Raw genomic sequence first — 16938 nt, forward strand, 5'->3', positions numbered from 1 at the left:
TCTAGCTAGCTTTTTAGAAAGAATAACGTTTTTTGTCACTTGGGGGTAGTGAAAATTCTTAAGTTGATGGGCATGGGTTCCACCCACCATTTGGAGCAAAACACACAGTGTCTAGAATGTTCACAAGGCATTGATAAATCTGTACAGTGACCTAAATCCATTTCAACACATTCATTTAAGGGAACTGGAGGAGAAACTGGCATATTGTTTATCTTTTCTCTTATTACGATATCTTCAAAATCTAATCCTTTTATACCATCTTTCGATAGTTTATAAATTTCTGTATCCACATAGAACCCGATATTTTGTTGATAATGATATTGTGCTTTTAATGTTGTATGTCCACCCAGTCTCGCAATTTCTATTGGTGATATACCTTGCAAAAGTAATGAAGTAAACGTAATGTGCCGAGTATCATTTAAATTTACTTTCTTTTCTACTGTTAATTTATATTTTTTGAACACTATATCTTCATAAAATCTTCCTACTAACGTAGATAAAGCTTGCCAATTAAAAATTTCATGGTATATTTTATTTTCTCTGCCTGTTAGTTTAAATTTTTTAGCAGCGAATACAATAGAAGGGTAAGAAATAAGTGTTTTGGTTTTTCCATAGCCTACTGTTAAATTGATATAATTATTAATTAGTTCGTACATTTCCTTATCTATTTCTAACGTATCAGTTACACCTAACGTCTTTTTTTCAAAATTAGGATTTCTTTTTCTACGAGGTAGTCGTAAAAAGAAGCGATTCCCATCACGATTGATACAATCTCTTTTTATATTACAAAACTCTATAGGCCGCATAGGTATAATATTTGTTATTTTCCACCACAACTTCACTGGAAGGAAAAACAAAAGCTCTTCTTTTGATAAATCCTCTTTAAAATATTTTTCTATACAATTAGCCAATTTAAAAACGTCTATTGCTCTAGGAAGTTCCCTGACTCTCGTTTCGGCGGAAAGACTGTTTTTTAAAGAAATAAATAGGTTCTTATATTTCTGTAACTGCTCTATTTCACAGAAGTCAAGAAAAAACAACCAACTTGTCACCTTACTTCTCTTAGTTTTAGAAACTTCAGCTAAATCACGAATTCTTTCTTCCACCACATCAGGTGAGTCTTTAAAATAATTTGTAATTTGTAAAAAAACCAAAATATTAGCATATATACCACGAATGTGTTTAATTGAAAATTGTCTACTCAAATTAAGAATCCAACACTTAACGATAAGTACAAAATCCTCTGAAATATGACTTTGAAATTTAATCATATTCTGTAATCTTTCAAAATTAAAGTGAGCTCTTGCAGCTCTTTCTTCCATCAACCAAATCCATTTCTCGCTTTCAAAATCCCCCTGTAAAACAATACCTTCTTCAACTAAACTTTCATAAATAATTATTGCTTCTTCTATACTTTTCTTCAAATCAAAACTTTCATCTGAGAAACTATCAAAGTCTATTTCATACTCAAAAAAATCAAATTCTATATCTTGCATATGTCTCACTTCCTTTTACTTGATAAGGTCATAAAACGAGAATCTATTTCTTTTGGATATGGTACTTGATTGACAAGTGCACGAAATTCTTCTGCGTTTGGTTTTATAAAATCATAAACTATTTCTTTTCCGAATTCTTTTATCGCTTCTGATAATAGCTTCAATTCCAAATGAATAAGATTCGATTTTTTTAATTTCATCCCTGTTCTTGTTTCATTCACATAATCCTTGATTCTTGCAACAATACTTTCCCCAAGTGAACTTAATGCATAAAAGGTTGGAATAGCATAAGGACAATGAAAGCAGTTTTCTAGATGAGTATTTTTACAACCAGATTTTCCAAACAAACAGTGCACATTCTCATTTCGACTTGGTAATTGTTCTGTATACAATAAATGTAATTCTCTCGTTGCTTCTTCTAATGTTTTCCCTCTAATATAATCGACTACTGATTTTTGCTTCTCATCAAACTCATTCATAAATCCTGCGGTTGATTCAATTTTAAATATGTCACCAAATTTTTGAGTTAATTCTATAATTTCATTTGTTCTTTTTTCTCTATTTGATGATTTCCCCAATACTTTCTCAAGAAAAAGATCAGGAATAAATCCGAATTCTCCTCTTTGAAACAGTTGTTTAGTTAAAAAATGAAATTCTTCTTTCGGAATATGAACATAATGTTTAATTGTTTCTACATCCTTATGTCTTCTCATTAATTTCACCAATGTTGCCGATTTTTCACCTTTCTCTTGTTGTGCAAGGAGAATATAAATAATTGTCATTAGTGTTTCATTCATTTTTCTTGATGAAAAAGAAAAATTATCTTTATGGTTAAAATTAGAAAAAAACACTTTATGATGTCGATCAGTAAACATATTATATTTCGTATTAAAGTTTATTAGAAAAGGATGATTAGAACCTTGTTGTTGATAATAAGATTCCAACAATAAAACAACTGTAGCAAATGCTTCTGCTAAATCGTCAGAACAAATAAAATATCCTTTTACTTGTGTCTTAGAAATAAGTAATTCTTGTTGTCGCACTCGATTTACAATTAAACGTGCCGTTTGGAAATCAACTCTATAATTAATCATGTCCTGGACGCTAGGAATATATATATTCGTCAAATCTATTCGTTTAAATGATGTGACGTCTCCATGCCTCCATGCGTTATTTAAATGAATGATTACATACAACCATGTTGAAGCATATGTACTATCATTTTCTTCAATCAACATACGAACACTTTTTTCCAAATGAATATCAAATTCATTTACATACTCTTTTAAATCCTTATATATATCGTATTTGTATATTTCTTGTTCCCCTTCACTCAAGGGGTCTTTTTTCTTTTGTTTTGGTATGTTGATTTTATTTATATTGAATGATTTTTTCGCATACCCATCTTCAACTACATCATAATTCACCTTTTCTAAAAACTTACACAAGATAGCTCTTCTTGGGGTCGAATCACTCATACTATGATTCATAAATAAATTAATATCATTCGAAGTAAGAGCATAAATTTCTGTCACTTCATTCTCCTTTAGGAGTTTAATAATAAGTTGCGTTACTTTTACGAAATTTTTAATTTTGCTATTCATTGTTTTTTCTGCGGCATGAGAGGAATGTAGTATTTCAAAAACATGTGTAAACCATTTTTCTTTTGTATATTTTGTTTGCTCCCCAAATGATATTTTTAACAGTTTCAGCCTATACTTAAAATTTTCATAGTGGCTTTCTAGCGAAGTATTTTCTAATTGCTGTTCTACTTGACGTTGTTCTCTTCGTTTCTCAACATCTTGTTTTAAAAAGGCATGTTCAATGGTTGATAACCCCTTATAACGAGCATATCTTGGAATTTTATGTCGCTCCAACGAACAGGGGGATTCTAAAGCACTCCTTGAACCAAGAATTTCTAAAGTTTCTGCATTAGTATAGTGTCTATTCCAAAATTCCTCTTGTTTTTGAACATAATACTGTACGTCTTTTTTTAAATAAAAAACAGCTCGATTAGTGGGGTTTATTGAATTAATACGGTATTCTTTTAACATTCTTCTAAATTGCGGTTCTGTCATATTCAACAACTGTAATGTTTTCTCTTTTGTTAAAGTAACTCTTGATCCAGATAATTTCTCTTCTTCCTGTTTTCTTATTATTTCTTCCTTTATTTGATTAAAATCTTCATTCCGATAGAAAAAAACCCTTCCATTAATCTGAATAGGAGTAATATTGCACCTTGCTTCAATATAAAGTAACGCACTCGTACTTATTTTAGGAAATTTTTTCATTAGCTCTAATCTTGTTTTGTGATGTTCTAAAAATTGATGAAGGATTTCTTTTCTTATAAATCTTCTGTGATTTCTAATAGAAGCAATTGTATAATTAATGGTCTTTATGGGTAATCCTAAATTACTAAAAATTGCATCTATTTTATCTCCTTTCGCACTTTTTATCCCTAGCAATTGGGTTGCTTCTTTAAGATTATAATGATTTTGAATAATGTCGTTTTCTTCCTCTATAAATGCTTCTAAACTATTTAATTCTATTTTTCTACCTTTATATTTCACTAAACCTTTTACAACTAAACTTCGAAGTTGATCTCTAGACTTTTTATTTTGAATATGCTTATATTTTGGATTCGTTAGCAATTCTTTTATTTTGATGTAGTCTCTCTCCATTATTCCACTCCTTTTCAATCCTCTACATAGATTTCAACTAGAGACAAATTATTGATTGCGTCTGATAGTTCCTCTTTGATTGTTAATTGATCTACATATGACATTACTGCATCTAATGTGCTATCACCACGGGCCGCAGCTACTTGAGTTGGAGACAATTTTGTTTTTGTAAATAATAAATTAGTAAATACTCCTCTACCTATATGTGTAGACCAACTGGAGTCTTTAAGTAATAGATAATCACCATATCGGCTAGGATTTTGTTTAAGTAATGCTATAAAATGTTTTTTAATGTCATTAAACCATTTTGAATACACTTCACCTGTCATTGGAGCTCCTTCTTTATTAATAAAGAGTGCCTTTTTATGTCTATTCTTTACTTTTAACAATTGTTTCATATGATCTTCAAATAGTAATTCAAATAAAGGATTATAAAATAGTGGTTGTTTACGTTCTTTCTTTACCTGTGAATGTGCAGTATTTACATTCCCAAATAATAAGTCTTGTCTATCAAACACATCCAGTGTCACCGATTTACTTTCTCGATGTACAGCATCAATCGTTAGATTAACTACTTCTCCCCTTCTCAAACCGCCAAACATTTGCATATAGATGCCTAATACCATAGATGGATACATTATTTTAGCTAATTGCAGGAACTCATTTATCAATCTATCATTTAAATGTGTTAAAGTATTACTTGGTTTTTTATTTTTTGGCGGATAAACAGTACTAAATGCAGGATGGCGGAAAGGTGACTCTAATGTTTGCTTATTTGAACCTTTTATGAGTTTTCTCTCTAATTCAAATTCAGGTTCAATTATGCCTTGCTTTATCAGATATTCATAAAAAGCAGTTAAAATAAGTTCTCTCTTTTCCACTGTCTCTCTTCTATTTTTTCTCTCTACAGAAAGACTGGTTATAAATCTACTTCCATGGATATATTTCAATCCATATAATCCCTTATCTCTTAAAGAAAGAAATGTTTTATCCTCCTCTTTTACTTTATCTCCTATAAAATTTAAAAATATACATATAGTAGTTGCTACATCCTTTTGATAGTTAAATGACTTCCCTCTATACTCATACATGGTTTTAATAAAATCTGTTACAGGACTAGGGTATTTTCTTCCTGTTTCTTTACTTTCTATCATTATAGTAATGACTCTTTCATATCCCCCTTCTCCATTAATAGAAGGTATATTATCTTCTTGAACCTTATATCTCATTTTTCTTCCTCCCCCATAAAACGAAAAAAAGCAACTCCTCTTCCATAGGGTTACTTGTTATATCACTAATTCTATTATTCTTTAGGAAATTACAAAACCCTTCATATATCAACAAATCCAGGCAATTAATCTATCAATTTTCTTAATTCCCAAAAAGCTATCCGCATAATCCATTGATGCTTGCACATCTTTCGGCGGATTAATATCGACAACTTCAACACGTTCAATGCGAACGCCCCATTTTTCTGTAGCTTCATCAAGTGCTAAGCGAATTTCTGTTGAAATTTTTTCACGACCAGATAACGTTTCATCCAGTTCCATTTTACCAATGATTTGACGCATTGTTGCTGAAGTAATGTTACGTACACCGTATTCATAGTTCGAAATACCATATGTCGCAAGTTCAGGCTCAACGACTTGATAGAAAATAATCGTATCAATTTCCACTTGTACATTATCTTTCGTAATTACCTTCTGCGGTGGTACATTCGTTTGTTGAATACGCAAGTCGTGATATACGCGAACGCGATCCACAATCGGAATTAATAAATTTAATCCCGGCTGCATAACCCGCTGAAACTTACCAAATCTTTCAACGACTCCAACTTTTTGCTGTGGAATAATTTTAATTGTTAATGCGATAAATGTAACAACAATTAGTGCAAAAATAATCGTTAACGTTAATGCTACCATATTTATTCACTCTCCTTTTTTACTTGTAATATAGTACTATGCCTCTTTATAACAATAACTTTTTCTCCGGCATCAATTGGATCATCTGCAATAGCTGTCCAAGTATCTCCATCCACTTTCACAATGCCGTTCGCCTCATTTGTAATCGCTTGCATAACAATCCCTTTTTTACCTGCAAGCATATCTACTGTATCAGTAAAACCTTTTGCTTCCCGAAAGTTTTTTGATATTCTTTTCGTAAAGAAAGTCAATGTTAAACTTACAATTGCACCAGCAACAACTTGTAACAGTAGTGCTTCAGGAACAAACAAAGCAATAAGACCTCCGACAACAGCTCCAATTCCAAGCCAAAGCATGTAAAATGTAATCGACAGCATTTCCGCAATAAATAAAATACCAGCTATTATAAACCAAATTACCCAAGCAGCCATTTGCAACCCTCACTTTCTTTCTCATTTTCTATATGTATATGAAGAAAAGAATGGTTTATCCGCCCTTTCTCATACGTGGGCGCTTACTACAAGCTATTGTACATTTTCACTGTTACAATGAGTATTATTAAAATACTATATTAATATATTCTTCATTATACATGAAAATCCCTTTCAAAAAGTGACAAAAAATTAAATTCTTTCGAAAATTTAATTTCCAAATTATAATTATTCTAACTACTGAAATATTACTTTTTTGGAAGGTGGTGTTCTTATTGCAACAACGTTCATTGACTTACTATTTAGGATCGAAAATATGCATTACTCTCGCTGACATCGTATACATAATGATTATTACAACTCATATGTATATCACAACGAAATCAGCTACATTAACTGCTCTTTTTCCATTATTACAAGTCATAACTAATCTTATAGCAAATACATCTGCACCACTTATAATGAATCGTTTTTCATCTTATTCATTACTTTTTACACTGCAATGGATAAAAACTGCTCTATTATTTTTATTCATGATATTATTCCCGGTCCTTTCCACAAGCATTGTAACACTATTCATTTTCATCTTTTTCATTTCATTGTGTAGCGGCTGGAGCGCTCCATTACTATACGGTATTCTTCCGCGCCTTACACCGAAAGAAAAATTAGTAAAAGTAAATAGTATTTTTTCCTTTTCCACACAAATTGCACAAGCCGCTGCTTATTCATTTACAAGTATTATTGTTCTTCTCGTCGGCGCTACTACTACACTTATGATGAATAACATATTGATGATTTTTGGATGTGTTGCATTACATATTTCCTTACGATCCATACATACTGAACGAGTAATAGAGCCTTCTTCTTCAAAAGGTGATACTTTATTGGAAGGTTGGAAGCTCTTATTTCAAAACCCTTCTCTCCGTACTGTTACATGTATGGACTTAATTGAAACTTTTGCAGGGACGATATGGATCGGTGCTATTACGATGGCTTATGTAACAACTGTCCTTCATAAAGGAGAAGAATGGTGGGGATTTATTAATACAAGTTATTATGTTGGGACATTAATTGGCGGTCTATTAGCGTGGAAAATGAGTACATACATTCAAAACAATTTAATACGCTCTATGGCGATAGGCTCTCTTCTGTTTAGTATTCTTACATTTTTATATGGTATAACAAGTAGCGGATTCATTGCGCTGTTCCTATGCATTCTAATGGGCCCATGTTACCAAATTAGAGATATTTCTCAAACAACTGTTTTACAATCCAGCGTCGCTCCATCTTTATTATCAAAGATGTATACAGCTCACGGCACTCTTCTCTCAACAGCTTCTGGCCTTTCTATGCTGAGTGTTGGCATTATTACCGATTTGTTCGGTGTTCGTACGATCTATATTCTCGCTTCAATCCTTATATTGTGCTCTGCTTGTTTATCATTTAACTTATTAAAATATGATAAGACAAAGCAAAAAAACATGTCACTTTAATGAACAAAATAAATAGGACAGGATTTCCTGCCCTATTTATTTATGATAAGTTAGGAGATTTCCGATGCTTTGTCGCTTGTTCAAAAGCGTATGGGAGTTTAATTAAAGTCCCCTCATGAAAAGCAGTGCTTGCAAGCGTAATTCCAAATGGTCTCCCGTTATCCATATATCCCGCAGGTATTGCTATAGACGGATAACCTGCTTTCGCACATATAGTGGAGCCTATATAAGAAGGAAACAGAATCGCATCAAGATTATATTTTTCCAGTGCAAAATCAATGCCTTGTTCTTGTGAAAAATATATATCTTCTAATCTTGCATTTAAATATTGTGGATTTCTTAACGTATTAGGAAAATCTTTTCTTCTTTCTAACTTAGTTTGTCCATATCTCAGAGCTCTTTCTGCTATGTTTTCATTAAACTCCATTAACTCTGAAATAGAATGCACTGGTATAGTAGAAGGCAATTTCGAAAGATAGTTATCTAAACTATGCTTTAATTCATAAAGCGATACACCCCAGCTCCATTCTCTATGAAAAGACGGAATATTAATATCCTCTACTACTGTCGCACCCTTACTACGTAATACTTCAATTGTTTCCTTAAACAAATTCTCATCATACTCACCAGATTTATAATAATCTTTTGGTGCGTTGTTATATACACCAATCTTTGTTCCATTTAAACCGTTAACATCCAAATACTTTGTATAATCATGTTCTGCTATCCCTTCACTTTTACGAGTAGCTACATCTTTCTCATCTATCCCTGTTAAACTCCCTAGCAAAATAGCAGCATCTGTTACTGTTCTAGCAAATGGCCCCGCTGTATCTTGCGAATACGTAAATGGAATAATACCTCTACGACTAATTAAACCAACAGTCGGTTTAATACCGACTACAGAGTTTTGAACAGCTGGACTCAAAATAGAACCATCCGTTTCTGTTCCAACCGATATTACTGTAAAGTTAGCATCAACTGCTATGGCAGATCCTGTACTTGAGCCACCAACAAACATATCATCCTCACCCGTACCGTAAGGGTTTATTGTTTGCCCACCTCTTGCACTATATCCAGCCCACATTTCAAATGACATTGCATTTGCTAATTCTGTCATATTTGTTTTCCCTATTATCACTGCTCCTGCTTCTCGCAGCTTCGTAACGAGAAATGCATCTTCACTACTTATATGTTGTTCTAGCGCAATTGTACCTGCACTTGTATGCATAGAGTCATTCGTTTCAATATTATCCTTAAGTAAAAGCGGTATACCGTGTAATGGACCTCTTTTACCTTTAATCTTTCTTTCATAATCTAACGCTTCAGCAATAAAGATGGCGTCTGGATTGATTTCTAAAATAGAATTGATTTTCGGTCCGTCTTGATCATACTTTGCGATTCTATGAAGGTAATACATAACTAATTCTTTTGAAGTTAATTGCCCAGCTTCCATCATTGCTTGTATATCATAAATTGTTAATTCTTTTTGTAATAGTGCATTGAACTGCATCTCCATTTTCATTCTCCTTCTATAAGTCCTTTTATTAATAACATGACTCTATTACTTTTTCATTTTCTCCGCCCCTTGCATATACAACTTCAATTCCTTTAATAGAATTCAACTCACTAATATAAAACCCTTTTATTTCCTGAAAAATAAAAAGAGTCTGAAACGAATGAATTTACGTTTCAGACTCTTTTATTACTGTGCGTATACTTCATCTAACAAATGTAAAAACTCACCTTGTTTCCCTGCTAATTCAGGGTATTTCGCAATATCAATCCATTCGTAGCAAAATACTAAGCCTTCATCTTCCTCACCGGCACTTACAATATGTTCCCAACGATCTTTTACATCTGTTAGTAATGTTACGTGAAAGAAATGGCGTTTTTCATATTCCTTTTTTTCTCTCACATGTATGATGTAATCAGCTAGGAATCGTTCTATGCATAAATGACGTAACCCAGACTCTTCTTGTACTTCACGTAAAATCGCTGCTTCTAGCGTTTCCCCTTCGTCAACTGTTCCCCCTGGCACTTGTATACCAGCTTCAGGTGTATCACGATGTTTAAAAACAAGCAGTTGCATAGCTCCTTCTTTTTCTCTTGTCACATATGCGTGTACTTTCTTCTTATATAACACCGTCATAATCCTTCTCTCCCCTCAATTGTTCACTGCGCTACTTCTTCAAGTGTCAGTTGATTTTCATATAAATATGTAGCTTGTGGATTTCCCACATACCTCACGTGCCATGGTTCAAATCGATAGCCCGTAATCGATTCTTTCTCTTTTGTATATCGAATGACAAAACCAAATTTATGGGCATTTTCAGAAAGCCACTGCCCTTCTTTCGTTTCACCAAAAATTGTCTCTAACTGAAACTTAGCAGATTGTGATGTGATATCCATAGCTAGTCCTGTTTGATGTTCACTCGTTCCAGGAACTGCACTCGACATTGCCGTTTTGGCTTCTCCATCTTGTTTTTTATACATTGTATTTAACGCTTTTTGCCGATCAAAAGATCTAAATCCAGAGACTGCAAATAAGAAAACACGCTCCTTATCCGCTTGCTGAAACATTTCCTCAAGCGCACCGGCCGCCTCTTTCCTCATTTTTTTCTTTTCTTGATCACCTTCACTAGAATAGCGCACTTTCGGAATAACTAAATCTGGCGGTCTATACCCGTCTGGTAAACGCCTACTTTTATTCACAAGCACAAGCATTGAATTCGGATTACTAATTACCGCAATATCTCCATCCATATTCGCAATCGTTTCTTTCGCTTTCGGAAATATGTTATTTACATTCACCTCGCGCGCTTGCTTATCCTTATACATTTTATAATTGATTCCCGCTACTCCAACAATGAGTATCGCCGCTACGATACCAAGTAGTATCCATCTTTTTTTCATATAACGACCTCTTATTTTAATAATTTGGCGATTTCATACTCATCGATGTTCTCTCCATCGATAATAAGAGCAGCTCTTTTGACACCTTCTTTCTCAAATCCAGCTTTTTTATATAGTGCCTGAGCTCTTGTATTGTGGGCCATTACCGTTAATTCTAAACGCCATACATCATGTAATCTTGCCCACTTCTCGACCTCTTTAAACAATCTAGTCCCAATACCTCCCCCGCTATACTCTTGCAAAATCCCAATTACAATACTTGCTACATGTCTCTTTCTTTGAATATGATTTCCATTCACTAAAATAAACCCTACTATTCTCTCTTCTTCAACTGCTACCAATATTGTTGCATATTTATTTTCTACAAAACGCTGAATCATTTGCTCTTGTTGCTCGGCTGTGAATTTCCTTTCTCCTGGTTCATACAACATAAATTTTGTTTCTTCATCTAATTGCTTACTTAATTGCAAAAATGATGCTGCATCTTCTACTTTGATTTCCCTAATCACTTCAATCACCCTACCAATTTCATAATAAAAAGCTTTCCTTGTAAAAAGATTTTCTCTACTTTCCCGAAAATCCCTTTGTAAATCTCCCAGTATAATTTGACAAATTTCGATCTTACTATAACATCGACAAATTATGTCTATTCTGTGACGCATCATTAATTACAAAAAACGCAAGCTTTACATTACACTCACGTTTTTTCAGACTCTCGCATTCATTTCTGTTTCACTTTATCCATTCACTTTTTCTGCCTGCCAGAAATATTCACCAAACGCTTTAGCTAGCGCATCAATCGATCGATTTAGTTCTTCCTCTGTATTATCTACGCCACCAACTTCAATTAATATCGCTTGTCCTGACAAATCTTGATTGTAGACACCATTTCCTGTTTGGAATCCTTTTTGAATGACACCACGACTAACGCCTGGATATTTCTTACTAATCGTCTCATGTAAAGCCGTTGCTAATTGCAAGTTTTTTTCATAGTTTTTGTTACCTTTCCCTACTACAAACGCAAGCTTCGCATATGATTTATCACCGATTATTTTTGTCGTGACATTTTTCCGAGCACTATCACGATGTAAATCAAAGAAGTATTGTAATTCTTTATTGCCGGCCATTGCTTCTTGTACAATTTCCCGTGACATTTTATATGAACTATTACTATTTAACCCTTTACTAATCAACTTTTGACCAACATCAGTCTTGTCGTTAGTTGCTCCGATTCCTTCATTTGCTAATTGTTCACGAAATCGGTCGCCGACTATTGAAATATTCGTTACGGAACTTGTGGCTTTATTCGGATTTGGATCATTTGTTAAATTCAATAATGGCAAATAAGATTCCCAGCTATGCGAATGATAAATAAATGCAACTTGTCGTTTTCCTGTCGTTTGAGCTGGTTGCTTTTTCTCTTTATTCGTATCCGGCTTTTGAGCCTGTCCACCTTCTCCAGTCCGTTCTTTTACTACTTCTTCAAGTGGAACGCTCGACTCTATAGGCAAGTTAGAATAATTTGTTCCTTCACCCGCAATAACAATTTCTGTATCGTACTTACCGAAACCAGGTAGCTCTTTGCCGACAAAACTGCGTACATCGTTAAAACGAATATTCGTAGCCATAGAAAAGAGAAACGAAGATATTGAAAAATCTTGATTTAAATTTCTATATTCCTGTGTAAAATAATGATTCTCTTTCCCAAGAACGTACATGTAACCATTCATTGATAACTCATTTAACCAATTATATAAATACGTTGACTTTGTCTCTTTCATAGAAGTTACCATCATACTAATAAGAAAAAAAGTCGCCAGTACTGTAGCAATAATAAATAATACTAACTTACGTACACTCGTGAATTTCACATAAAAAAAGCCTCGATTCATACTATCACCTCTCTATTTCAAGTTATGTACAAGCTCTAGAGAATAGACCGTCTAAATTCAGGCTATATTGTTAATGAGGTGAAATGAATTGAAACTACTAATAGGAACACTCCCCGTTGTACTATCATTTATTTTTTATTGGCTTGCTAAGCATCCTACCATCCGTGTTGTGTTACATATTTCAGCATATCTAGCACTTTATGTACTCGGTACAATCATTTCTATTCATATATATGATGTTTTAATACAAGACTTAGTTTTTATGACAAGTATTCATGGGATTTTACTAAATCCATTTTTTCTTATATCAGGAGCGTATATAGGGATATACACTTTGTACCTACTTTTGTCCTACATTATTACAAATATAGAAAATGGAGCGCAATGAAATGCAACCACCGTTCATCTGTCATACATGCAAAAAAAGAATTACGCGAAAGAAAGATCTTATTACTACCACATGGTACTTCCGCTTTTATGTATTTCATAGTGATTATTTTAAACGACAGCAAGTTTTTATCTCACGATTTATCCCTGTGAATACACTTATTAATTTCTTTCTTATTATATATGGGCTGATTGTTGGTAGCATTCTTATGACTGTAGAGCCATCTATCATTTGGCTTGATTTCTTACTTCCAATTTTATATCGGTTTCTTTCCTATTATTATGTTGAACGTTTTTTCTCTAAATGAAAGTTAGACTTTCCTCTAGGAATACTTAAACATTCCCACTCATTTTCTTTTAACATTTTACCAATGTAAATCATTTGTCCAATATGCAAAGCATAATGAGAAATTTGTCTTTCAATTGCTTGCATGACAGTATGTGCTTCACCGCGAATATATACCGTCTGCAATAAATGTTCTGACGTTAGTGCATTCATCGTTTTAAAAACATATTCCCAACCTTCATTCCATGCTGCGAATACCTCTTTCTTAGAAGAATAACCACCTTCAAATTCAGCATCTCGGTTACGATCTATTTTTTCACCGTCAGATGTTAAAAAATCCGTCCATCTAGAACGCATATTACCGTGCAGATGCTTAATTATAATTGCTATGCTATTTGTTACTTCATGAGAAGACCATTCAATCTGTTCATATGATAATTGTGAAAGCACCCGTTCCCCTTGTTTCTTTGTTGCTTCAAAATTCGAAATGGCACACTGTACGTATTCGCGTCCAATATCCATGTTCCCCCGCCTTTACATTAACTAATTTTTGTTCCATTTGGTAATTCCATATTAGGCTGCAGTAATACGACATCACCCGCTTCAGGTACTCCTCCTAAAACAAGTACTTCTGATTTAAATCCCGCTACACGCTTTGGCGGAAAATTTACAACAGCAACGATTTGCTGACCGATTAAATCTTCTGGGTTATATCTCTTCGTAATTTGAGCACTTGACTGCTTCATTCCAAGCTCTCCAAAATCAATTTCTAGTTTAATCGCTGGAACTCTCGCTTCTTTAAATTCCTCTGCATGTGTTACAGTCCCAATCCGTAAATCCAAAGTTAAAAAATCTTCAAAATTAGCCATTTTATCACTCCTTTCATTTATTACTTAGACAAAACAAAAAAATCCCCTTTAAAAAAAGAAAGGCGCCTAAGCACCTTTCTTTTGTAATTCACTTGATTCATTTGATTTATAGAAGAAGAAACCGAGGATCCCGCCAATACATGATGGGATTAACCATCCTATTCCTTCTTTATATAATGGTAACATTTGTAGTACGTTAGAAATCGCGTCAATTTTAATATTCGCACTTTCTAAACCGTTAAAGAAACTAATTAACAATGCACCTAAAATAGCTCCAATATAAATGGTATTACGCTTCCCAATCCATTTATGGAAGTAAGAAAGTACGATTAATACGATTGCAACTGGATAAATAATCATTAACACTGGTAAAGTAACTGCGATTAATTGTGTTAAACCTAGGTTAGATACAATTAAACTAAATACACATACCATTGTTACAATCGTTTTATGCGAAAGTTTTGGGAATAAGTTTGTAAAGAAGCCAGCACAGGCTGATGTTAATCCAACAGAAGTTGTTAAACAAGCAAGTACAATAACAAGTCCTAATAAAATTTTACCACTTGTTCCATATAACTCATTTACAACATTCGTTAAAATAAGTCCACCATTCTCTGATACCCCAAGTGATGTACTTGTTGAACCAAGATAAGCAAGTGATAAATAGATTAACGTTAAACCAAGTACAGCGATAATACCTGATACTACTGTTATTTTTGCAATTTGATTACTCTCTTTTATTCCTTTAGAGCGGATAACTTGTACAACTACAATTCCAAATACAAGCGCACTAATTGCGTCCATCGTTAAATATCCTTGAATAAATCCACCAAAGAAAGCATTTTCCTTGTATGCCTCTAGCGGTGCAGCTGGTTCTCCAATCGGATCAACAATTGCCTTTCCGACAATTACAGCAACAATTAATACTAACAATGGTGTAAGAAATTTCCCGAACCAATCCACTAATTTTGATGGATTTAAAGATAAATACCAAGTTATTCCGAAGAAAATTATAGTGAAAAGAAATAGCATGTACCATTCGGAAACTAATGCCTCTGATAAAAATGGCTTCATACCCATTTCAAATGAAACGGCTCCCGTACGCGGAATCGCGAAAAAAGGTCCAATCGCTAAATAACTAATTAATGGGAAAACAAACGCAAATATAGGGTGAACTCTAGAAGATAGCGCTTTCAAGTCCCCCTCTACAAACGCGACAGCTGTTACAGCTAATAGGGGTAATCCGACTCCCGTTACAAGGAATCCAATTGTAGCAACCCAAACATTCTCTCCAGCTTGTTGCCCTAAAACTGGTGGAAAAATTAAATTTCCTGCTCCTAAAAATAGTGCAAATAACATTAAACCAATTGCTACCGTATCACCTGGCCTTAAACGTCCCTTCATGCTTTTCATTTGCATAGCACTTTTTCATTGTTTATCTCTATTTTCACAATATGCTATGCATCCTCCTCTCTGTTCAAGCTGATAAAATATGCCCCTTACAAAGCAGTGTCTTTCTCCATAATTTCTCCAGTCCCCTTATTTTTACTCTAATTATTAATTTTTGATTTTTGATTTTTTTGAATTTTTAAATCATCAGAGTGGTATTGCGCGGAGTATAGTTGTCAGACCTCTTTGTTTTTATCACACATATAGTAACATATTTAGTTGAAAAATAAAAACATATTTTCAAATTGACTTTTTTGAAAATCAAAATTATCTACATTTTTTATTCTTTTGCACAAATATTGTTTCAAACTCACTTATTATCCTATCGTTATTTTCAAATAATTTTATACACGTAACATAACAAAAGCCATCCAACATAATTAGACGGCTTTTGCATATTATTCTATCGTTTCAACTTCACGTGGATTTTTCATCTCTTCCACATACACCACTCTAAATCCGTGATCTTCTAAATCTTTCAATAACGTCTCTAATTCACCATCGTTAAACTCTTCTCCTAATGTAAACATAATTCTACGAACTAATAAGGCGTCATTATCAAAAGTCATTAAACTTTGGATACCTGTATATTTTTTTAATACTGTCGATAATTTTTGAATAGCCCCATTATAATCTTGTGTCCCAATCATGACAGAATATTTACTAGAATGAACGCCCCAAGCATCTTCTAATAGCTCAAAAACTTTTTTATGCGTTAAAATCCCAAGAAAGACTCCTTTTTCATCAACTACTGATAAATAAGGTAATTTTTTTATTGTAAAAAATACTTTAAAGAACGAAGAATCTTCTCTGACATATCCTTCTTTATCGTTTAATAGTTTTAATACACTCTCTTCCAGTGAACCTTTATATTCTAAAATATCTACTTTATATATATTCCCTAAATATTTCTCTTTTTTTTCATCTAAAACTGGTACACAACGATAACCAGTTTTATTTAAATGCTCTAGCGCTTCCCCTACTGTAATTGAACTTGAGCAAAATAAAACTTCCCTTTTCGGCACATAATTCCCTTTAATCCTCATAAACAGCCTCCTTATGTTAAAGTACTTTCTGTGCCATAACTATATTATATTTTCAGAAAAAAATAAATAATTT

Annotated in this window: 16 protein-coding genes and 1 pseudogene; 3 read left to right on the forward strand and 14 right to left on the reverse strand. The window is 33.3% G+C overall.

What is annotated here, in order from left to right; translation table 11 throughout:
* Positions 1 to 35 precede the first annotated feature (35 nt).
* From PDQ33_RS11000 to PDQ33_RS11020, 5 genes and pseudogenes are all read right to left on the reverse strand, one after another.
* The gene (locus PDQ33_RS11000) at positions 36 to 1496 is read right to left on the reverse strand and encodes a site-specific integrase (protein ID WP_270755689.1); all 1461 of its coding nucleotides are present in this window, start codon (positions 1494 to 1496) and stop codon (positions 36 to 38) included.
* Between the two features lie 5 nt (positions 1497 to 1501).
* Positions 1502 to 4177, reverse strand: coding sequence for a hypothetical protein (locus PDQ33_RS11005; RefSeq protein ID WP_076874196.1), 2676 nt, complete (start codon positions 4175 to 4177; stop codon positions 1502 to 1504).
* 14 nt (positions 4178 to 4191) lie between these two features.
* Entirely contained in the window at positions 4192 to 5406 is a 1215-nt protein-coding gene (locus tag PDQ33_RS11010) for a site-specific integrase (RefSeq protein WP_270755688.1), read from the reverse strand.
* 168 nt (positions 5407 to 5574) lie between these two features.
* Positions 5575 to 6099 (reverse strand): annotated as a pseudogene (locus tag PDQ33_RS11015) (SPFH domain-containing protein); the annotation flags it as partial.
* Positions 6100 to 6101: 2 nt separating this feature from the next.
* Positions 6102 to 6530 carry an NfeD family protein gene (locus PDQ33_RS11020; RefSeq protein WP_000741991.1) on the reverse strand — a complete coding sequence of 143 codons (429 nt, stop codon included), beginning with the start codon at positions 6528 to 6530 and terminating at the stop codon, positions 6102 to 6104.
* A gap of 275 nt (positions 6531 to 6805) precedes the next feature.
* On the opposite strand from PDQ33_RS11020, the gene PDQ33_RS11025 reads away from it, so the two are divergent.
* Positions 6806 to 8023, forward strand: coding sequence for an MFS transporter (locus tag PDQ33_RS11025; protein WP_061130917.1), 1218 nt, complete (start codon positions 6806 to 6808; stop codon positions 8021 to 8023).
* Positions 8024 to 8063: 40 nt separating this feature from the next.
* Here PDQ33_RS11025 and PDQ33_RS11030 read toward each other — a convergent pair whose 3' ends face one another.
* The 5 genes from PDQ33_RS11030 to spoIIP all read right to left on the reverse strand — a co-directional run bounded on the left by PDQ33_RS11030 (position 8064) and on the right by spoIIP (position 12828).
* On the reverse strand, positions 8064 to 9539 hold the full coding sequence (locus PDQ33_RS11030) for an amidase family protein (protein WP_270755685.1): 1476 nt from the start codon (positions 9537 to 9539) through the stop codon (positions 8064 to 8066).
* Between the two features lie 186 nt (positions 9540 to 9725).
* On the reverse strand, positions 9726 to 10172 hold the full coding sequence (locus tag PDQ33_RS11035; RefSeq protein ID WP_061130919.1) for an NUDIX hydrolase: 447 nt from the start codon (positions 10170 to 10172) through the stop codon (positions 9726 to 9728).
* Between the two features lie 23 nt (positions 10173 to 10195).
* A complete protein-coding gene (locus tag PDQ33_RS11040) occupies positions 10196 to 10936 on the reverse strand; it encodes a M15 family metallopeptidase (RefSeq protein ID WP_000747655.1) in 741 nt (246 codons plus the stop codon).
* Positions 10937 to 10947: 11 nt separating this feature from the next.
* Entirely contained in the window at positions 10948 to 11445 is a 498-nt protein-coding gene (locus PDQ33_RS11045; RefSeq protein ID WP_270755683.1) for a GNAT family N-acetyltransferase, read from the reverse strand.
* Positions 11446 to 11673: 228 nt separating this feature from the next.
* A complete protein-coding gene (spoIIP, locus tag PDQ33_RS11050) occupies positions 11674 to 12828 on the reverse strand; it encodes a stage II sporulation protein SpoIIP (protein ID WP_001079296.1) in 1155 nt (384 codons plus the stop codon).
* Positions 12829 to 12916: 88 nt separating this feature from the next.
* Here spoIIP and PDQ33_RS11055 point away from each other — a divergent pair, with 88 nt between their 5' ends.
* Both PDQ33_RS11055 and PDQ33_RS11060 read left to right on the forward strand, forming a co-directional pair.
* The gene (locus PDQ33_RS11055) at positions 12917 to 13216 is read left to right on the forward strand and encodes a hypothetical protein (RefSeq protein ID WP_000770753.1); all 300 of its coding nucleotides are present in this window, start codon (positions 12917 to 12919) and stop codon (positions 13214 to 13216) included.
* A gap of 1 nt (position 13217) precedes the next feature.
* On the forward strand, positions 13218 to 13523 hold the full coding sequence (locus PDQ33_RS11060) for a permease (RefSeq protein WP_270755679.1): 306 nt from the start codon (positions 13218 to 13220) through the stop codon (positions 13521 to 13523).
* Here PDQ33_RS11060 and PDQ33_RS11065 read toward each other — a convergent pair.
* The 4 genes from PDQ33_RS11065 to cbpA form a co-directional block, all read right to left on the reverse strand.
* Complete coding sequence (locus PDQ33_RS11065) at positions 13496 to 14023, reverse strand: DUF1572 domain-containing protein (RefSeq protein ID WP_061130920.1); 528 nt, start codon at positions 14021 to 14023, stop codon at positions 13496 to 13498. The two genes, PDQ33_RS11060 and PDQ33_RS11065, sit on opposite strands and share 28 nt — an antisense overlap.
* A 17-nt stretch (positions 14024 to 14040) precedes the next feature.
* Positions 14041 to 14370, reverse strand: a complete 330-nt coding sequence (csaA, locus tag PDQ33_RS11070) for a chaperone CsaA (RefSeq protein WP_001263033.1) — start codon at positions 14368 to 14370, stop codon at positions 14041 to 14043.
* Between the two features lie 66 nt (positions 14371 to 14436).
* Positions 14437 to 15774, reverse strand: coding sequence for a branched-chain amino acid transport system II carrier protein BrnQ4 (brnQ4, locus tag PDQ33_RS11075; protein ID WP_014297788.1), 1338 nt, complete (start codon positions 15772 to 15774; stop codon positions 14437 to 14439).
* Between the two features lie 443 nt (positions 15775 to 16217).
* Entirely contained in the window at positions 16218 to 16865 is a 648-nt protein-coding gene (gene cbpA, locus PDQ33_RS11080) for a cyclic di-AMP binding protein CbpA (RefSeq protein ID WP_001220513.1), read from the reverse strand.
* Positions 16866 to 16938: the final 73 nt, after the last annotated feature.

The sequence above is a fragment of the Bacillus cereus group sp. Bc031 genome (assembly GCF_027716265.1).
In the GTDB taxonomy this organism is placed as follows: Bacteria; Bacillota; Bacilli; order Bacillales; family Bacillaceae_G; genus Bacillus_A; species Bacillus_A paranthracis.